Annotated in this window: 15 protein-coding genes; 6 read left to right on the forward strand and 9 right to left on the reverse strand. The window is 53.4% G+C overall.

Annotation, left to right across the window (positions count from 1 at the left end; translation table 11 throughout):
* Positions 1 to 261: 261 nt before the first annotated feature.
* Together BLR00_RS14850 and BLR00_RS14855 are read right to left on the reverse strand one after the other, a co-directional pair.
* On the reverse strand, positions 262 to 615 hold the full coding sequence (locus BLR00_RS14850; RefSeq protein ID WP_074633902.1) for a hypothetical protein: 354 nt from the start codon (positions 613 to 615) through the stop codon (positions 262 to 264).
* Between the two features lie 346 nt (positions 616 to 961).
* Complete coding sequence (locus BLR00_RS14855) at positions 962 to 1,270, reverse strand: hypothetical protein (RefSeq protein WP_074633903.1); 309 nt, start codon at positions 1,268 to 1,270, stop codon at positions 962 to 964.
* A gap of 782 nt (positions 1,271 to 2,052) precedes the next feature.
* Here BLR00_RS14855 and BLR00_RS14865 point away from each other — a divergent pair.
* From BLR00_RS14865 to BLR00_RS14880, 4 genes are read left to right on the forward strand one after another with little or no spacing between them, the layout of a single operon-like run.
* On the forward strand, positions 2,053 to 4,257 hold the full coding sequence (locus tag BLR00_RS14865; RefSeq protein WP_081346791.1) for a TonB-dependent receptor: 2,205 nt from the start codon (positions 2,053 to 2,055) through the stop codon (positions 4,255 to 4,257).
* 28 nt (positions 4,258 to 4,285) lie between these two features.
* Entirely contained in the window at positions 4,286 to 5,002 is a 717-nt protein-coding gene (locus BLR00_RS14870) for an ABC transporter ATP-binding protein (RefSeq protein WP_074633906.1), read from the forward strand.
* The gene (locus BLR00_RS14875; protein WP_074633907.1) at positions 4,999 to 6,480 is read left to right on the forward strand and encodes an ABC transporter permease; all 1,482 of its coding nucleotides are present in this window, start codon (positions 4,999 to 5,001) and stop codon (positions 6,478 to 6,480) included. Before BLR00_RS14870 ends, BLR00_RS14875 begins: the two co-directional genes overlap by 4 nt.
* Before the next feature lie 17 nt (positions 6,481 to 6,497).
* Positions 6,498 to 7,964: a DUF3526 domain-containing protein gene (locus BLR00_RS14880; RefSeq protein WP_371130390.1), complete on the forward strand. Its 1,467-nt coding sequence runs from the start codon at positions 6,498 to 6,500 to the stop codon at positions 7,962 to 7,964.
* 45 nt (positions 7,965 to 8,009) lie between these two features.
* Here BLR00_RS14880 and putA read toward each other — a convergent pair whose 3' ends face one another.
* From putA to BLR00_RS14905, 5 genes are all read right to left on the reverse strand, one after another.
* Entirely contained in the window at positions 8,010 to 11,675 is a 3,666-nt protein-coding gene (putA, locus tag BLR00_RS14885; RefSeq protein ID WP_074633909.1) for a trifunctional transcriptional regulator/proline dehydrogenase/L-glutamate gamma-semialdehyde dehydrogenase, read from the reverse strand.
* Between the two features lie 148 nt (positions 11,676 to 11,823).
* On the reverse strand, positions 11,824 to 12,144 hold the full coding sequence (locus BLR00_RS14890; protein ID WP_074633910.1) for a YacL family protein: 321 nt from the start codon (positions 12,142 to 12,144) through the stop codon (positions 11,824 to 11,826).
* Entirely contained in the window at positions 12,141 to 12,791 is a 651-nt protein-coding gene (locus BLR00_RS17250) for an EndoU domain-containing protein (RefSeq protein ID WP_074633911.1), read from the reverse strand. Before BLR00_RS17250 ends, BLR00_RS14890 begins: the two co-directional genes overlap by 4 nt.
* Before the next feature lie 187 nt (positions 12,792 to 12,978).
* A complete protein-coding gene (locus tag BLR00_RS14900; RefSeq protein ID WP_074633912.1) occupies positions 12,979 to 14,466 on the reverse strand; it encodes a DVUA0089 family protein in 1,488 nt (495 codons plus the stop codon).
* Between the two features lies 1 nt (position 14,467).
* Positions 14,468 to 14,731, reverse strand: a complete 264-nt coding sequence (locus BLR00_RS14905; protein ID WP_074633913.1) for a hypothetical protein — start codon at positions 14,729 to 14,731, stop codon at positions 14,468 to 14,470.
* Between the two features lie 310 nt (positions 14,732 to 15,041).
* On the opposite strand from BLR00_RS14905, the gene BLR00_RS14910 reads away from it, so the two are divergent.
* The gene (locus tag BLR00_RS14910; protein WP_074633914.1) at positions 15,042 to 16,022 is read left to right on the forward strand and encodes an isoaspartyl peptidase/L-asparaginase family protein; all 981 of its coding nucleotides are present in this window, start codon (positions 15,042 to 15,044) and stop codon (positions 16,020 to 16,022) included.
* A 378-nt stretch (positions 16,023 to 16,400) separates the two neighbouring features.
* On the opposite strand, the gene BLR00_RS14915 is transcribed toward BLR00_RS14910, so the two are convergent.
* Positions 16,401 to 16,586, reverse strand: a complete 186-nt coding sequence (locus BLR00_RS14915; RefSeq protein WP_004179697.1) for a CsbD family protein — start codon at positions 16,584 to 16,586, stop codon at positions 16,401 to 16,403.
* An 821-nt stretch (positions 16,587 to 17,407) separates the two neighbouring features.
* Complete coding sequence (locus tag BLR00_RS14920) at positions 17,408 to 18,535, reverse strand: SLC13 family permease (RefSeq protein ID WP_074633915.1); 1,128 nt, start codon at positions 18,533 to 18,535, stop codon at positions 17,408 to 17,410.
* A gap of 815 nt (positions 18,536 to 19,350) precedes the next feature.
* On the opposite strand from BLR00_RS14920, the gene BLR00_RS14925 reads away from it, so the two are divergent.
* Complete coding sequence (locus tag BLR00_RS14925; RefSeq protein WP_218124336.1) at positions 19,351 to 20,400, forward strand: hypothetical protein; 1,050 nt, start codon at positions 19,351 to 19,353, stop codon at positions 20,398 to 20,400.
* Positions 20,401 to 20,467 lie beyond the last annotated feature (67 nt).

Below are 20,467 nucleotides of genomic sequence, written 5' to 3' on the forward strand. Positions count from 1 at the left end.
GCTATCACCTAATTCCCGCCCACCGTTCAAGAAATACAAATGGTATGTGGAAGAATCTGGTTGCCATGATCTGTTCAGCCGTTTTTCATAAGGAAGCGTGCTGGAGTCGTTGGCTACTCTCCTGCGCCAACTCGTCAGTTAGGTAAAACTGCGGTAACGTCGTATTCCAGGCCTATAAGTCCCGAAAGACCCAGAGGCGTCGCAACCAACTCTTCACGATTGAGCCCCGGAAGAACCCCCGGAGCCATTTAGCCGGCGAGGCTAATACCGGCCAAGCGGATCAGGACCGGACCCTTCGTGACTCTCTCTTTTATCACGGTCAATAATGGACTCGGTACCAGGCTTCGTTTCCTTTTTTTCGCTCGAACTATCTGATTTCTTCTTAGGCTCGCCTTTTTTAATGGTGCCATACTCCTGCCCGGCAGGAGTCTTCCCCGGCTTATATTGTCCGGCTCCGGATTGTCCGATTGGGGGACTATCCATTGGCCCGGTCTGAGCATGAGCTGAACCGTATATAAACAGAATCAATATCAAACCCAGCACGCTGAAACCTGCGTGGGTAATGAGCTGCGAGGATCGCGGCGCTTCATTTCTAGCTGTTGCAGGATAATTCATGGTGAGATTCCTTTCATCCGTTCAGCGATGGTGCTGTGGAAGAATAATACAAAGCATTCCCCACCCCTTCAGTGCGCTACCGCACGAGACCGGAATACGAATTCACGGAGTTACAGAGGCTCATCAAGCTCGTCGAGAGCACCTGCAACATCTGCCTGGGGTGAAATATCCGGGCTGACAGCCCGCCGGATTAAAGAATCAAAGCGAAAAATGGCTAGTAGGGACAGATTTTGACGATTTTGAAGGCCAATAGTCGTTCTATATGAGGCGAAGATGGCGAGATATGGTCCGACCCGATGCTTTACGCCCGGCTTGCAGCTGACTTCCCTTTAAGTCCGGCAGGTTGTTAAGGGGGCGTTTCCTCTGGCTTCTTGTCGCATTTGATTTCCCAAATAAGGCGCGAGGACGTGACTCCGCCGGTCGGACCCATAATTGGACGCGCCTCTTCAGAAATAAGCGTATATCCCGTCATGCACAGATTCCTGGCATCGATGTCCATGGATCTGATGGTTTGCTCCCTTGATCCCGACTCTCCGTCATATAAACTTGTAATGGAGTAAATCCTTGAACCGTCAGCCGCGGTAGTGGGCGTGCCGTCAGCCAGCATCGAACCGCAACCCGCGAGCAAGGGAAGGATCAACAAAGCGCTTTTCATAGATTTAATATCCTTCCTTGATAAAGTCCGGACAATTTACCATATCGAGTGCCGCAGCGATGCAACTGTCAGTTTTGCTGTCGCATCTGATTTCTCAAATAAGATGCGTGAAACGCTGATCTTCCCAAGCCGAATTATGGCGACTTCCATTATCAATCTTTTCTCTCCCTGATACTCATTGATGCGTGCTGCGCTCAATCCGCAACTGTTTCCGCAGTGCTGGGGGCAGTATATCGGCCAGCGCGGCATCGGTCCGTCCGCGAGCAACACGCGGTTGCCCATTATAAGCACAACGGCAATCTGCTTAAGCAGCGCGGTCTCGTCATCGCGATGCAGGCAACCTCACCGCGGGATGTAAATATGAGCGTGTTACTCCCCTGGGCGCCTTCCGTCGGAAGCTTTTCTAGCTCAAATTCCTTTGGCAAGCTCTGCGTTATCACGATGAAGTTAGCATTCATTTTAATTGGATAATTGCTATCTTTTCTGGTCCGGGATGTGTCGTGTTACGTAATGAGATTTAATTTTAATCGCGGGCCAGCCCAGGATATTAATTTTTTCTTTCGACTATTGTCCGTCGCAAGGCAAGGATCCCAATTTAATTCAATAATGTAGGGAATTCCTGACAAGGCATTCATTTGTGCCGACTTCACATCTCAGCTTTATCCGACAGACATGTGAAGTTTTTGTGATAAATTTCATACGTATGATTAAATAATCATACTTCTTAACAATATAAAGATAACGATAACCGGGCCCGTCGTTCGGATAAAAGAGGGAAAATCATGGGACAAGAATTCATCTTGTTGAGATGTATGGTGGCGACCTTATTCGTCTCCGCATTACCTGCTTTAGCGCAGCAGTCCCAAAAAATAAATGATGTTGAAAAGAACGCCGAGAAAGGGTTAGAAACCCCGACACAGCCGTCAGTCCCTTTCCAGGTGGCCGCCAATGATCTGAAGGTTGTCAGGCTCGAACCCCTCGTCATAAAGGGTCAGAGCCTTACCATCAGCAAGAATCAGCCGTTTAGCGTGCATGTGTTCGACAAGGATTTCATTGCTGATCGTCAGGTTGCCAACCTGGAGCACCTCTTCCGTGAAACGGCAGGCATGGAAGTACGAAGTCTAGGTTACGGCAGCGTTGCCAGCTCCATTAACCTGCGTGGTTTTGCCGGTGGCGGGCATGGCGGTGATATAGGCTTCGTAATTGACGGCATTCCATTGAATGAAGCCTCAAGCCATGCTGACGGCTACGCTGATATGAGCGTAGTCATCCCGCTGGAGATCAATGCCATGAGAATTTTCAAGGGCCCGGTATCGGCCCTGTATGGAAACTTCAACCGGGCCGGCGTAGTGGCGTTGGAAACCCGCCGGTCCGGCAAGTATGCTGAACTGGATGTGCGTGGCGGTTCGTTCGGAACCGTGGATTTGCAGGCGGCTGCCGGCGGGAAATTTTATGGAGTGGATTTCAATGCTGCCGTGCAAAACTTCACCACCAACGGCTTTCGTCCTCAATCGGACAGCAATCGCCAGACCGGATCGCTCAGTGCAGGGTACAACTTTACCGACAAGACGCGCTTTACCATAGCCGGCCGGGCGCATACTGGGGAGGCGAATACCGCCTCCGTGATCGCCCAGGATCAATACGATAATCGCCACAACCGCAGTGCCTTCTTCGCAAAAAATCCGAATGTCCAGAACGATGGCACCGACAAGGATCTCTATACCATAAGGGGAGACCTTTCCCATGCGATTACGCCGCAGATAACCGCCGCGCTTTTTGGCTACGCCACCACGCAGACATTTCGCCGGTCCTTTACACGGCTGACCAATGCCACCACCTGGCAGCAGCGGCAGGAAGATTATGATCGAGATGTACTGGGATTCGGACTCAACGTCAACGGCAAACACAACTTTCTGTTCAAGCCTCTGACTTGGGTACTCGGAGCGGAACGCTATGAAGAGAAAACCTTGTACAAGTATGCCGATGCGCTGAACAATGGCCAGTTCACACCCACCACCCTGACCGCAGGCGTCAATGGCGGCAGTGGAACCCTTAACCGGAATCTCAAAACCAATTATATTTCATTGTTTGCCCAAACCGAATGGGTACTCAACCCCTATTTCAGGCCTTCCTTCGGCATTCGCAGAGATTTTATCGACGGGGAGTGCGACCGGCGCGGCCTCGAAACCCGCACCGGTGCAAGCGCGCAGTGCGGCAAGATGGAGAATTTCGATATTACCACGCCCAAGTTCGGCTTCCGCTCCACGCTGTGGCCGGGGCTCCTGGAAGCGCGGCTGAGCGTGGCCGACGGTTTTGCGCTGCCGAGCGATGCGGCAAAATTCACACCTGGCATCGGTGTCAAGCCCACTACGTTCAGACAGCTCGAGCTGGGTTTCACGCTTACGCCAGGGTCGATGTTGATAATCGATGTGGCCCATTACCAGATAGAGAGCAAGAACGAGGTGGCACTGCCAAATCCTGCCCTGCTCGATTATGTCAATGTCGGAAAAACCAAGCGAATCGGCACCGAGGCTGAAATCCGGTTCATGCCAGCACAATGGTTTGAAGCCACCGCGGCGATTTCCAATTTCAACTCGAGAATTACCGAAACCTTGCCTAACCAGGCTTACCTGCTCGGTGCCGACGTCGTGGGGATGCCCAAATTCATGGCGACGTTTACAGGCACAGTGCGGCCCATGCCTGGCATGGCGATCACCGCCATAGGCAGAATATTTGGCCGTTATCCAATCAACCTGCCAACGGCCACGGCAGCCCAGGCATATTATGACGGGTACGAGACGGTGGACATAATAGCGAGCTATGAGCCAAGGTCGCAACCGTGGAATATGCGGGGGCGTTACTTCGTCCAGGTATTCAACTTGACGGACGCGCGCTATGCCTCTTCCGCCGGCATAACAAGCGGCTCAAGGACCTATAATCCGGCAGCCCCCCTTACGGTGCTGGGCGGAATTTCGTTCAAATTTTAATCCAGTTCGTCTTCAAAGGAGAACTACATTGCTTCACGCTCAGGATCTCACCAAGCGGTATAACGGCGTACTGGCATTGGACCGGCTGAATCTTACCGTGGCGGGTGGGGAAATCTTTTGCCTGCTAGGCGGCAACGGAGCGGGCAAGACCACCACCATCAACCTGTTTCTAAATTTCGTCCCGCCGTCCAGCGGACGAGCGCTAGTGGACAACATTGACGTCACCAGGAATCCGCTTGAGGCCAAGCGTCAAATAGCCTACATCCCGGAAACCGTGATGTTGTATGGCAGTTTATCCGGCCTTGAGAATATTTCCTACTTTACGACGCTCGCACTTGGAGTAAAGCGGCCTGACGACGAGTTGCTGGAACTTCTGGATCAAGCGGGATTGGCGCGAGAAGCGGCATTCAAGCGCGTTGGAGGCTATTCCAAGGGAATGCGTCAAAAGGTGGGAATTGCAATTGCGATGGCCAAGAATGCGAGAGCGCTGTTGCTCGATGAACCCACGTCAGGTCTTGATCCCCAGGCAGCAAATGAATTTGCCTCCCTGCTCCAAAAATTGAAACATAAAAATATAGCTATCCTGATGACCACGCACGACCTTTTCCTCGCCAAGCAAACCGGAACACACGTGGGCATCATGCGCAGCGGAAAACTGATATCGACACTCGCTACAGTCGATGTGGATTCCACGGATCTGGAACGAATATACCTGGAGATTTCCGGGAGCAGGCAATTGGCATGAGTAATCTAGTTCAATCACATGTTGGGGTCAGCTCCGGGACAACTCTCCGAGGCGGTATCATTGCGGTCGTGGCCAGGAAAGAGTTCCTGGAGCTGTTGCGCGACAGGAGGCTCACCTGGATGGCGGGAACGTTTTTACTGCTGATGCTGGGCGCGTTTCTGATGGGATGGCAGCAGATGCAGCAGACAAGGGTGGAACGGACCGCAGCGCAGAATGTTTCGTACGCTCAGTGGCTCGGTCAAGGCGAAAAGAATCCGCATAGTGCAGCTCATTTTGGGCAGTATGCATTCAAGCCTTCCAGTCCACTATTATTTGTTGATCCCGGTATTACGCCGTTTGTGGGCGTAAGCGTCTGGATGGAGGCCCACAAGCAGAATGAATTCAAGTTCCGTCCGGCTCGCGATGCAACATCACTACAGCGGTTTGGCGAGCTATCCGTTGCCTTCATATTGCAAGTATTGGCACCCCTGATAATCATCCTGCTGACATTCTCCGCTTTTACGGGGGAGCGGGAACGCGGTACGCTGCGCCAATTGCTGAGCGTTGGCGTACACCCATTACAGTTGCTGGCCGGGAAAGCGCTGGCAAGCACGCTCGCTCTCTGTGCATTGATGCTGCCATTGGCAATGGGAAGCTTGATAATGCTGCTTCCCTCATCCGAGCACCATGTCGGCATCGATAACATACGCGAGCGCGTGATCCTCATGATGGCGGGCTATGCGATTTACCACGCGGGTTTTACCGCATTGTCGCTTGGTATCTCGGCACTTGCGAAATCCTCCCGCAAGGCTCTGGTGTTATTACTCGCTTTCTGGGTGCTGAACAGTTTTGTCGTACCGCGCCTGATGATCGACCTGGCGCGTGGCGCAAGCCCGACACCTAGCGCGGTAGAATTCCAGACCGCCCTGACCGAGGCACGCAAAGCCACTTTTGGGCATGACGATACTCATCCTGCCTATCTCAGTTTTCGCGATGATGTATTGAAGCAGTATGGTGTATCGAAAGTTGAGGAGCTTCCCGTGGATTTTGATGGATTGGCGCTACAGGAGGACGATATGCGCGGCTACCGTATTTTTGACAAAGCCTACGGTGCGTTGTGGGACAGTTATGCGCAACAGGAAAGGATACGTTCGTTCGCAGGGTTTATGTTTCCGTTGATGGCGATGCAACCTATCTCGATGGGGCTGGCAGGTGCGGATATCGAACACCATAACGATTTTGCACGCGCCGCCGAAACATACCGCCGTCATATTCAGGGCATAACGAGCGACGATCTGGTAAGAAACCGGAAGTATGGCAACAAGGAGTATAAAGCTGCTCCGGAGCTGTGGGCAAAGATACCGGCATTCACCTATCAAATTCCCGGTACCCGCTGGGTGTGGGACCGGCAAGGCTTCAATTTCCTGATACTGGCAACTTGGGCATTTGTAATGGGAATTATCGCGGTATTTGCCGCCCGCCGCTTGTCGCCGGTATGAGCGCGCCGGGAGCCAGCATGTCTTCATTCTTTTCATTCCGCGAGGTTTTTCGCCACGAGTGGCATAGTTTTAAAGCGGAGAGGGTGATCGGGAGTATTTTGGTCATGCTGTCAATAGCCGCCGGGTATGGCCTCGTCAACGGCAAAACGTTGGTTGAGAAGCAGCGGTATGCGACGGAGGCAGCAGGAAAAGAGGAACAGCTGAGATTGAACGATAATCTCCAGAAGCTGGTTGCGATGCAGAAAGGCGAGTATATCGCTTCAAGCGCTTTCCGGAATCCAGCCAATCCCCTGTGGATCGGAAGCCGCCACGCAGCTACCTATGCGGTTCTTCCTCCCGGCCCCCTTGCTTCGACCGCTATCGGTCAAAGTGACTTGAATCCTTCCTACATTTTAATATCCGCCGACAGCAAGGAAACGTTTACTTTCAACGAGGAGATTGAGAATCCAGGCAACCTCCTCATTGGTCATTTCGATCTGGCGTTTTTTATGGTTTATCTCTTGCCATTGCTCATTATCGCGTTGTCCTACAACGCCCTTTCAGGCGAGCGCGAACAAGGTACGCTGGCAATACTCATGGCGAATCCTATCCGGCTAAGCATCGTGCTTCTTGCCAAGCTTGCATGCAGGGCCACATTGCTTATTCTGCCGCTGGCGACGGTAACCGTCGGATTTGTTGTTTTCGAGAACCCTTTTCAGTCATTTTCGACCGATGTCGCGGTACGTCTCGCATGGTGGATCGGACTCGCCATCGCTTATGCTTTGTTCTGGTTTTCCGTTACAGCTGTGGTTTCCATTCAGGGCAAAAGCTCGGAACATAATGTGCTGGTTCTTATAGGCCTATGGGTAGTGTTTTCACTGATCGTGCCCACGTTACTTAGCGTCGCCGTAAATGTGGCGTATCCAGTTCCATCCAGAGTAGAGATGATCAACAGCTTGCGCGCTATACAGACAGATGTCAGCAAGGAGTATGACGCTTCAGTAGCTCGCTACGAGGAGGAGCATTCCGCCATGTCAGGCAATGATGGCGTTCTGAACAAAAAAGACCTGGGTGCTGCTCGCAAGAGAATTCTTGTGCAACAGTCTGCAGCCCGCTTGACTGAGAAGCTCATGACACAGCATAACGATCAACTGACGCATCAGCAACGCATCGTAGACTGGCTGGGTTTCTCATCTCCCGCGATTGTCATGCAGGGGGGATTGAATGATATAGCAGGAACTGGAAATAGCCGTTACCAGCACTTCATGGGGCAGGTTGACCGGTTTTACACTGATTGGCAGGGGTTTTTTATACCCAGGGCATTGAAAAATATTGCCTTAACACCGGAAGACTACAATAATTTTCCTCGTTTCCAATACCAGCCCCAACCACTTTCCGATTTGAATTCACGTTTGATGCGCACTCTTCTCGGGCTGCTCATTCCGGCTATCCTGTTGGGTTATCTTGGCGCCCGGCGCATTTCCCATTATCCCGTCACAGCCTGATTGCAACGATGCTCTTTCCCTGATGCGCATTGATGCGTGCCGCGCTCAAGCACCCAGCATCATCAGGCTCGCATTGCCACCGGCGGCGGTCATGTTCACGCTCACCACTCGCTCGGTGGCCAGCCGGTACAGCGGAAAATCGTGACCATCAGTTGCGATCAGCGGTACCCTTGCACCGTCGCGTGCAGCGAGTTCGCAGCGTAGCCGATACGCATCGTCCGCTGGCCCAGCATAGAGTACAGCGGCGATCGCCTCGTGCATCCAGCCACGCTCAACCCGTAACTGTTCGCACACCGTTGGGGGCAGCGTATCGATCAACGCGCGCGGCATCGGCCCGTCCGCGAGCAACGCGCGGTTGCCCGTTGCAAGCACGGCGGCAATTTGCTTAAGCAGCGCGGTCTCGTCATTCGCAATACAGGCAACCTCGCCGCGTGGCGCAAACATGAGCGTGTTGCTCTCCCCCGTCGGTCCCGGCAGCGGAATGTAATGCATCAGGGGGGTGCGTACCGCATAGTCCGTACAGCGCTGGGCAAATGCGGAGCGGCCGGTCTGCCGCGCCCACCCGATAAGCACTTGCAGGGCTGCCAGCGCGCCCGGTTCACCCTGTTCGTCCTTTTTGCGGACACTCCCCATGCGCGCAAGCGATATCGGTGCTTGGCGCAGCAGGCGATGCAGGTATAGCGGTCCGCCAGCCTTGGGGCCGGTGCCGGATTTACCCTCGCCGCCGAATGGCTGCACTCCCACTACTGCCCCGATCATGTTGCGGTTCACGTAAATGTTGCCGGCATGTACGCGGGCCGCAACGAAATCTATAGTTTCATCTATCCGGCTGTGCACGCCGAACGTGAGCCCGTAACCGGTCGCGTTGATGCAACTGACCAGTTCGTCCAGCCGGTCGCGCGCGAAGCGCACAACATGCAGCACCGGGCCGAACACCTCACGCTCCAGCTGGCCGATATCGCCGATCTCGATCAGAGTCGGCGGGACAAAGGTGCCGTTCACACAAACGGGCGGCAGTGGCAGCTGGAACACCGCGTGACCGGCCTCCCGCATCTTCTCGATGTGATCAAGCAACGTGCGCTGCGCATCGGCATCGATCACCGGACCGACGTCGGTGGCCAGCCGCCCAGGGTCGCCGAGTGCAAGTTCCTGCATCGCACCCTTCAGCATCTCCAGAACACGGCCGGCAATATCTTCCTGCAGGCACAGCACGCGCAGCGATGAGCAGCGCTGTCCGGCGCTGTCGAATGCGGACACCAGTACGTCCTGTACCACCTGCGCAGGCAACGCGGATGAATCGACCACCATGGCGTTCTGACCACCGGTCTCGGCAATCAGCGGGATCTCCTCATCCCGCGAACGCCTGGCAAGCGTGCCGTGGATGACCTGCGCAACTTCGGTCGAGCCGGTGAAGATCACGCCGTGCACGCGCGGGTCGCCAGTGAGCCGCGCGCCGGTCGTCTCGCCGCGTCCCGGCAGGAACTGCAGTGCCGCGCGTGGAATACCGGCCTCATACAGCAATCTCACCGCGGTTGCTGCAATCAGCGGCGTCTGCTCGGCCGGCTTCGCGAGCACCGGGTTGCCGGCGGCGAGCGCGGCACTCACCTGACCGATGAAAATCGCAAGCGGAAAATTCCATGGACTGATGCAAACTACCGGCCCGAGTGCTTCCGGCTGGCTGCCGTTCGTGAACTGGCTACGCATCTGCTGCGCGTAATAGCGACAGGAGTCAACCGCCTCGCGCACCTCTGCGAGCGCATTCGGCAATGACTTGCCGGCCTCGCGCACCGCGAGCCCGATGAGCTCCGCACGGTGCGTCTCAAGTGCGTCGCCCGCACACTCGATCAACGTCGCACGGAACTCAAGCGGCACCGCCTGCCATTCGGGTGCAAACGCCAGCGCGGCTGCGAGCGCCGCTTCGATGTCGCTTTTACTCGCTTCGATCACGGTGCCAACACGATCGGTACGATCGGCAGGATTGAAAATCGGCAGCCGTTCGCCATCGGTGCGGTCACCACTGGCCAGCATCGGCATAGCCAGCCAGTCCCGGTCTTCCAGCACGGTCAACTCGGCGGCCAATTTGGCGATCGCGTGCTCGTCGCTGAAATCGATGCCGGATGAATTCCTGCGCCCACTGCCGTACAAGTCGCGCGGCAGTGGAATCGCTGGATGCGGCATCGATCCCTCATGCTCAACCTGGGCGACCGGATCGGCAATCAGCTCATCCACACTCACGTCCTCATTGAGAATGCGGTTGACGAACGACGAGTTTGCGCCATTCTCAAGCAGGCGCCGCACCAGATAGGCCAGCAATGTATCGTGGCTGCCGACGGGTGCATAGATCCGGCACGGCTTGGCGAGTTGATCCGCACCAGTCACCTGATCGTACAATGTCTCACCCATCCCATGCAGGCATTGGAACTCGTAGTCGTCAACCCGCGCGTCCTGCGCCATCTGATAAACCGCCGACAACGTGTAGGCATTATGCGTCGCAAACTGCGGGTATACCGCGTCCGGCGCGCGCAACAACCGCTGCGCGCAGGCAAGGTAGGCGACATCGGTGTGCACCTTGCGCGTATAGACCGGATAGCCTTCCAGCCCGTCGACCTGCGCACGCTTGATTTCCATGTCCCAATACGCGCCCTTGACCAGCCGGATCATGATCCGGTGACCGCTGCGGCGTGCGAGATCGATGATCCAGTCAATCACGAATGGACAACGCTTTTGATAAGCCTGGACGACGAAGCCGATGCCATTCCAGCCGGCCAATTCCGGGTCGAACGCGAGCGTCTCCAGCAGATCGAGCGAGAGTTCGAGCCGGTCCGCTTCTTCAGCGTCGATATCCAGTCCGATGTCATAGCGCCTCGCGAGCAGCAAGAGGGATTTCAGCCGCAGCAAAAGTTCAGCGACCACACGCTCGCGCTGGGCGCGCATGTAACGCGGATGCAACGCGGAAAGCTTGACCGAGATCCCGGGTCCCGCGTAGATCCCACCGCCGGCGCTCTCCCCGCCGATGGCGTGGATCGCGGCTTCATACGACGCATAATAGCGGCCGGCGTCGGCTGCGGTTAATGCAGCCTCGCCCAGCATGTCATACGAATAGCGGTAGCCGCGCGCCTCGTGTTCACGGGCGCGCTCAAGCGCCTCCTGGATCGTCTCACCGGCCACGAACTGTTGCCCCAGCATGCGCATCGCAAGATCCATGCCCTTGCGAATCAGCGGCTCCCCTCCTTTCGCGGCCAGATGCGTCAGCGCGGATGCCAGCCCGTCTTCGCTATGGGTGGACACCAGTCTGCCGGTGATCAGCAGACCCCAGGCGGCCGCATTCACGAACAGCGACGGACTCTTCCCAAGGTGTGAACTCCAGTCACCCCTGCTGATCTTGTCGCGTATCAGGCGGTCGGCGGTTTCCGGGTCCGGGATACGCAGAAGTGCCTCGGCTAGACACATCAGCGCGATGCCTTCCTGACTGGACAGTGAAAATTCGTTCATCAGCGCGTCGACCCCGCTGGCACGGGCGCGCTTGTCGCGGACTGTGACAACCAGCTTGCATGCACGTTCTCGCGCCTGGGACCGGCTTACGCACGGCAGATCGATCTGAGTCGCCAGATTGTTAACACTTTGTGCCTCATCGTGCCGGTAGGCATCGGTGATCGCGGCACGCAGTGGCGGTTGCGGAGTACGGGGTTCGGATTGGAGAGCGGCAGTCATTAAGGGCCTGCGTTACTACGTGGAAAGCGGTTTTCTCATCATTTCCCCGCCATTTTCTGTTGCACGAGACCGGGCCGCAGTCATCCATCATGATCCCAAAACATCGCCGGGACAATTTCTTGGAACCGCCACCCGCCACATCATTTTTTTATGCCTGCTGCCTCACAAACTCTTGCCACGCAGCGGCTGCCGCTTCAAAATCATTGATTGAAATCTTGACTGCTTCTCCAGGTTTCTCCGCATAATCCTCCTCGATTTCAACTTGATCCGGAAACAAGCGGAGCCAATAAGCGTTTCCTATCCGCTCCCACGAAGAAATCCGCCCTGATTTAACTTCCCTGGTTTTCTGCAACAGCTCTTCCGCCCATTGAGCATTCTTTTGTATGTCAATGGTAAGGTAAGCGATGATGAGATCGTGAGCCGAATTGTCACGGAGGCGGCCCGGCCAGGCAAAACTATCGGCACTCATTGGCGTATGGGAAATGCTGTGTTGATCTTATTGTTTCCAGGCGCGGCAAAGCCAATGAGGAAAAACTCTTCGTTGTTGCTGCAATAGCCTGACAGCTCCTCCTTCGTCACATGGGTTGGCCGGTTTTTGCCACATTTCACCCAGCCTGGGGAGCCTTCCGGGCAACTGCGATCCGGATGCGCCGATGCATAGGAAATGGAATTGAGAACCTGTTCGGTTGAGCAGCTGTCGGGAAACATCGAAGAAAATTTGCTTCTATCGGGATTATTAGTATGTGACCATCTGCCGGTATATATTCCCGCTGAATTGGGCGAATCTTGTACCGTAAAATTCCTGACCGTCGCGGGATTCACGCCGCCAGGACGCGAATGAAAACCTTTTGGACGGCTGTTTGTCCATTCTCCGCAAAAGACATGCTTCTGACTCATTTGCAAGCCGTTACCAAGTGTAGCCCAGTGAGGCAGCGTTGAACAATTCACCCCAGCCAATGCATGTAGCGGGAATAAGAAGAATGCGAACAGGTATGCAAGAAGAATAATCGGTCGCGCATCATACATCGCTTCTTCCTCGATGACAAAATGGATATCGGTGCAACGGATGAGTAGATTAGCATGCTTTGAATGCCGCTGGATTGGGCAATAACCCATAACATCCCTTACATCCCTTACATCCCTTACATCCCTTACGGCCGCTGGTGTCCGGCTGGACAGCGCGGAAGATAGGAGAATTCCCGAGCAACGCAGGAGACGCCGGAGTGCGATTACCGACAGCGCACGAAATGGAACGCGCGCGATGGCGATGCCGCATTATCCCAGGATAATGCGGCATGCAGGATCAGGTTCTAACCGAGATGCTGTAAGAACCCGTGCCGGTTGGGCTGTAATGCCTGACCTGGGCATAGTAAACGCCAGGCGCAAGGTTGACGGCAATCCTTGAATTGGTTCCGGGACCGCTATCATCATCCTGAGCGATGAATGTGGCCGGGTTGCCGGGACCAAATAAAGTCAGGAAACAGTCGGTGCTGCCAGCGGTCTCGATAGTATGGGTACCGGAATTAGTGACTGTGAATGTATACATGTCCCGCTCATTCGCGGCAGCGATCGTTCCCTGCACTGCCGGACCATTCACCTGAATGGTTGGGTTACCGGGCTGGGGTGCCGATCCGCTTACCGAGATACTATAGCTCCCGACTGATGAGCCGCTGTAGTGCCGCACCCGCACATAATAGGTACCCGCTGACAGATTTCTTTCAATCCGCGAATTCGCGCCGGGCCCGCTGTCATCATCTTCAGTAATGATTGTCGCCATGTCGTTGGGGCCATACAGGCCCGTCACTACGTCGGTGGAACCCTGAGTCCCAATGACATGAGTTCCGGGTGTAGTCACGACGAAACTGTATATATCAATTTCTCCCGCCTGCCCTATTGCGGCCGAAGTCGCTGGCGCGCCAACGGTAAGGGGCACGACCTCCGGAGATACCACTCCCTCATCGTCATACGTGTAACCGAGCGCATGATGATCGAGAACGCTTCGAGGCGTAGGCGGAGACGCTTCATTGTTCCATGGCGGCATCGGATCATCCCGGCCGTGACCCGCCACCACATTGGGGGTACCGCTGGGCGGCAAATAAATCGCCGCAGGATTTTCCCTTTGCCATTCCGCCCATAGCCGATCGATATTGCAATGGTGCAGCCAGAATACGGGATCATTGGGAGACGACATGGCCATCATCGACCCGCCAACCCACATGTGCCCCGGATTGTGAATAACCCCCTCCAATCGATTCCGGAAACTCGTGCTGGTGCTGCTATTGGAGTTCCATGGTGCGGAATCATATGGAACCACATTCAGGGTGGCGCTGACCCCTTGTTGAGTCGGCAGGGCTCCCATTGCGCCAAACGCGCGAGTAAGGAAAGTGACCGTATCGCCGGGATCACGCACCGTAAGCGTCCATTCTCCGGTCGAAAAGGCAAAGGGACCTGTAGTCACCTGCCGGCTGGCACCCGCTCCATTGCCGCCCATGAAATTCGCGGCCCAAAGCGAGGCGCCAGCCGTCCTGTCGACTGTCCAGTCCCAGTAGGGTATGGAAACACTTGAATCGATCTGCTGGAGGGCAAGCTCGAACCGGCGAAGATACTCCCGGTGCCACGGCAAAAAAGCCGGACCCCCATGCGCAGGGTCGTTGGGGCTGGCCATAAAGGCCGCGCGATGTTGAGCAACGAATATGTCGTAGTCGCCGTTTGCCTTCAGCGCCTTCACCGCAGCGACAAATGCGGCTTTCTCGGCGGCTGACAGGGTGGACTGATTTTTTCGGATTCCCATGTTATTCCCCCGTTTCCCTGTAATCGATAATCTTCTTGGCTAATTCGGCTGGCGAAGGTTGAGGGTCGAAGGCGAAGCCGGATGCCTTATACCCTCCACCCGCATCGCGTACCGTGTAGATTCGCTCCCCATCGATGTATAGTTCAGCCCCCTCAGCGCCCGCTTCGTCTTCGCTGATCCCTGCGGTAGCTCTCGCGGTAGAAGCGTCTGCTCCGGTACGAAGAATAACCTCCCGGCCCTTATAGGTTTCACGTTGCTCCGCCATTTTTCCTCCCTCGCAAATATGAGTTCCAACCAAATTAGAAACCAACACGTCAAATGAACTGGTATTTTTAATATAGATCATCTCATTGAAAATGCCAGGAAAGCTGATGCGCCGAATTGCGCCAAATCAGATATAGCCCGAAAATATTCCAGGAAATAACGTTGCGCTACTGAAAGTTACCGAAAAGAAGACCACAATATGGAAAAAGTCCGCGGTGCGAGTATTTTGAAACGATTAAAACATTATCCTAGGACAGGTCGACCAGCAATCCGTAGATAGTAACTTTCCTTTACTTTGGATTTTGCAACACATGACGATACAAACGAATACCGCTAGCGCGGATACTTCCCCGATCCGGCTGGTGATTCATGGTGGCGCTGGCACTATCGCACGCCGCAAGCTGACATCAGACCTCGAGCAGGCTTACAGGCAGGTGCTTTCGCAATCGCTGGCCGCTGGCCATGCAGTGCTTGAAGCAGGCGGCAGCAGCATCGATGCCGTCATCGCGGCAATTGTGGTGATGGAGGATTCGCCTTTATTCAATGCCGGGAAGGGTTCGGTGTTTAGTAATGCCGGCCGCAACGAGCTGGACGCATCGATCATGGATGGTTCCACACGCATGGCAGGTGCTGTTGCCGGGGTTACAACGATTCGCAACCCGATCCGCGCTGCACACGCCGTGATGACGCAAAGCGCGCATGTAATGCTGATCGGCCAGGGGGCCGATGCTTTCGCTGCCGAGAAGGGTCTGGAGATTGTCGATCCGTCCTATTTCCATACGCAATTCCGCTGGAATCAATTGCAAAAAGCCATTGCCGAGGAACGCATACTGCGCGATCACGATGCGGGTCCCGATATGCCGCTACCTGACGCGAATGAAAAGCGCGGAACAGTGGGTGCCGTGGCGCTGGATCGTCATGGCAATCTCGCTGCCGGCACATCGACTGGCGGGCTTACGAACAAGCGCTTCGGGCGTGTAGGCGATTCGCCGGTCATCGGTGCCGGAACCTACGCGGACAATCGTTCGGTTGCAGTATCCGCGACCGGCACCGGAGAAATATTCATTCGCACTGTCGCTGCGTTCAACACGGCGGCACAGGTACGGTTGCAGCATATTCCAATTACCGAGGCGGCGGATAACACTCTGGCGGAAATTGCTGCCATCGGCGGGGATGGCGGTTTGATCGTGCTGGATGCAAAAGGCAATTATGCAATGCGGTTCAACACCAGCGGCATGTACCGCGGCACTATCGGCAGCAATGGCATCATGCGGGTAGAAATTTTTTCATAGGCTAGGGCCTGTTAACACTTATTTCGCACCCGCGTTGCTACACAAAAAATGCGGAGGCAAGGCGCGAAGCACAGGCCATAGCAACCTATGGCCAAGCTTCGTAACGCGGCCTCCACGTTTTTTGTGCACAACCCGAAGGGACGGGACGGATTTCATCCAGCCCTTCGTTACTCGCCGCTTACGGAGGCCTGCTCCGCCGCGCGGCTCATGCCTCGTGCGGGATGAAATCAGTCACCGTCGCGGGTGCAAAATAAGTGTTAACAGGCCCTAGATGAATCGTATGCCCGCCTTTCTTCGCTTCTTTTTGCGTGCTCAACGGGATCAATGATAGAAAAAACCCGCCGCAGCGGGTTTAAAATTACCTATACGGAGCAACTCCTATAGCTTGTTGGCTGCATCCTTAATCGTTTCCTTGGCATCTCCCACACCTTTTTGTATCTTTCCTTCAACCTGCTTGGCGAGACCTTTTGCTTGATCCTCTTTGCTGCCAGTTATTTTACCGGCCTCTTCCTGAATCTTTCCGCTGATGTCTTTAGCCGTACCCTTGATTTGATCCTTATTCATTTATATTCTCCTGGAAAAATTGGAACATGACCTGCTTTTAATTTTGATGAACGCAGGAGTATGTATTTTAACAATCGCCCAAAACTCATCCGTTCGGTAATGCACATTGGGTCAGGAAATCAGAAAAAAACACTATATTAGTTCGATGCTCATCTCAATGACCCAACAACAGTTATTCGTCATTATCTCCCCTGATGACCCATCTCAGGAATGGGAGCTATCGCTGGGTTCAACTGACGCGCGTTATCCGGGAACCGAAGCCATAGAGCTCAATTCAAAAGCAGACGTTGCAATCGATTACCGTTAAATGAAATTCTATTGGGGACGAGATGAATACGGATTACAAAGGATGCAATATTGTTGCCACGGCGAAATAACAAGCATTGAAGAGCTATGGCTCAATCTGAAAAAGAGAGGGGTTCGTAACACCGGGCGGCGCCACGAACCCCAAATATGGAGGAAAGGAAACCATTAAAACAACTGAGGAAACAAAAATTTACGGCAATCTACACACACAGTTACAGATACTCTTATTGCATCGTAGCGATTTCTCAACGTCGAGAAGAATATCTGCCAGCAGAATAATCGATTTTTACCACCGAAGGAATGTGACAAATTGTCGCGCCACAATTTGAAGATGCTTTGGAAGGCAGGCCAACAAGTCGGAGCCTGCCATGAAACTATGTACAAGACTATTTCGCACTCATGCTGATTGATGGTCTGCGACTCGATACAGGCATGCCCGTCACCTTCCGAAGCATATGGGCAAACAACTTGCCGCTTCCGTTCGGGTGATGCGGTTCCGTCAGATGACGAGAAGCTTAGAAGAAAAACAGCCATAGATAGACGAGTCCGCTGATCACCAATAAAAACGGCAGGGAGAACGCGTGAAAAGTCAGCCAAGCCCTGCTATCACGAGCCATGCGGAGTGCGATGATGTTAGCCAATGACCCCAATATGAAACCAAAGCCGCCGACATTTACTGCATAGGCGATTAATTGCCAATCATTCGAATACTCGGCCAACAAGATCGCGGCCGGCACATTGCTGATAAGCTGAGAAATGGCAACGCCCGTGAAGTAGAGATGCTGGGGATCGCTCAATTCCAACTGCTCGATAAACGAACGCACCGTTGATTCTTGCGCAATCAGCCGCATGTCGATGAACATGAGCATGAATACCAGGATCAGTGCCCAATCGACCCTTGCCAGCACCCGCCGATGGGTAATGAGGAAGATCGCCAGCACCACAATCGCCGCCGCTTCGGCCTGGTGTGCATCAATGGATACTACAAACGGAAAATACAAAGCCAGGGACAGATACAACAGCCTCTTGTTCAGGGGAAGCAGATCAGTACCGTCTCTGATGGCGATACGGTGGCCGGTAAATGCATAAGCGGTAAGCAGAAGAAGCGGAAGAAGAAAAACCAGGACGAGCGGCAACATCGCGCCAACATAATGATAAAACGGGATTTGATGGAGTTGCGAGAGAAACAGATTCTGTGGGTTTCCAATCGGCGTGAGGGCGGAACCGGCATTGACTGCAAATGCTTCGAAGACGACAAGCCGCGTCACGGGTACCGTACTGACCGCACGCAAGCCCACGGTCAGCGGGACGACAATGAATAGCGCGACATCGTTGGTGAGCAGGGTAGACAGGAATGCCGCGGTAAACACAAGAAACATGGCTAACGACCGATCTGTGGGCATTCGCAAGATCAGGTGCTTGCCTAGATGATGCAGGTAGCCGGATAGCTCCACGCCTTTGGTAAGCACCAGCAGGCCGGTCAGTGCAGCGATGGTCGGCCAATCCACCAACGTGGGATAAATGAGGAGTTGCTGTGGTTTCGTTGCGGTTAACCAGACGAGTAACGCAAGAAGTGCCCAGAAAAAATAGTCCTTGCGAAGCGATTGCAGCGGAGAAAGGACGGCGAGAGTCTTATCGTCCATTTTTTATCGTGCTCCGTTAAAAGCAGGCGTGATCCTATGTATTATTATTCGCTTTCTCGCGTTTCTGGAATGAAAGAGCTCCTCACGGGACGTATTCTTATTTGCTGCGTCAGTTATACCCTCGATAAAATCTGTTATCAACTGCCATATAAAATCCTGCGGTTTGAATTGATAACTCTCGATAGCCCCATTATGATTGGATGTTATCAGATTGCACAAGACGCAAATGGACGAGGAAGTCCATATTTATAAAGAAAAACGCCGTCACTTAGACGGCGTGACGGCATCAATTGAATAACACTCTACAATGCTTGTGGATACTAGATTATTCTAATTCGAGAAAGTATAGTTACCGTCAAAGTTACCACCACACTATCGACTTACCTATAGTAGCTCCAACTTGATCTGCCAGAAAATATCGGATCATGTTGGATTTAATAAATTCTCAAGGTAATGAGGAAAAAGACCGGCAGACGCTAAAAATGAAAAAAGCTACATAGGGACATCCGCACCTCAGTACTTTCGCCACAGGCAGGAAGTGCCAATAGCGTCACTCGAATCATCATGATGAGGCCAGCTAAACTATGTTTGCGCTTCAAAAGTACATCAACTCCTTTTGTCTGTACCATTACGCCTCTGGGGACAGGTAAAATTGATAGATTTCGGCGGGTCGGCCTTATAACTGTTAGGCGCGAGCGGAACAATATGGCGATCAATAAAACTTCAAGGTAAGTATGTTTTTTTCGAGAAAAATAAACAAGGAATCCACGAAAGTAGAAGTCTGGGAGTGCGAATGGTCAAACAAGGGAACGGGCATGGCCAAGAAGGAATATATTCGCAAAATTGGCGATGAGGATGAGATAGAGTTTAATCACAATGCCTATTGTGCAGCAGACGCGGTCTGTTGGGCTCCGGGTCGAACTATTGGCAACATCGCTGTCAGCTCTGAAGAAGCGTTTGGAATGTTCGAGGGTACTTCCGGTAACGACGCCGTACTGCCGTGTCAAATTATTCCTTGTGGGAAATTTCGCCACGGCGCAAGGAGATGGTATTGCAAAACACATCAGATTCATTGGGGAACTAAAGCAGATTTCGCCTCAGCTTCGGAGTCTGGAGACGTCAAATGTAGTAATCATCTAACAAAGATGAGTTATGTCATTAACCCCTTAGAGGTTGAGTTTCAGGAATTTGAGGAAATTGGGATTTGGTGTTCTCTTCCCCCGGGACTATCAAGTGAGGAAATAAAGCCAAGACCGCCAGAGATACATGTCCATAAGAGATTTAGTGGAGAGGACAAAAAGACCATTGATAGGGATTTTGATGCTGTCGTTTGCTCTTACAATCAAGATTTAGACTTATTCGAAAACACGGAAATAACACAAATCCAAATAACTCCGCCGGCAGCATTTGAATTTGTGAGATCTATCGAGGAAGAACGACGTATGTCGTGCGTTTCCTGTAAGAAATGCGGATACCCTCATTTGGACTTGGGTGATTTTGCAATAAATCCTCATCGGAAACATTTTTGCGGGAACTGTGGCAACGATAGCATTTGGAGTTCAGAGGCCATTGTGTCAACGCCACTTAAGCCACTCCATGATCAATTTAATAATAGCAACGCCTATATTTGTCCGGAGCGAGAGCTAGATTTAGATCAATATGAAGGTCGTCGTTTTGAAGTTTGGGCCTCAACTCCAGCCGTTGTGTGGACCGCAAACAGACCCCAGGAGAAAGGAATTCACGCGCATGTGTATGAAAGTGGCCGAAGAATCGTCGACGATACCTTTGCGAGAGTCATATATAAAGGACAGGAGTTGAGTAGAAGGACGCTTTGGGAAAATATGATTAGAAACACGATGTACTAAATGCGCCTAACGATTCGCAGCAGGCGCGATGGCACTGACGGGCCGCAGCCTGAGCTCAAACGTCAAA

Source organism: Nitrosospira multiformis, assembly GCF_900103165.1.
Lineage (GTDB): Bacteria > Pseudomonadota > Gammaproteobacteria > Burkholderiales > Nitrosomonadaceae > Nitrosospira > Nitrosospira multiformis_D.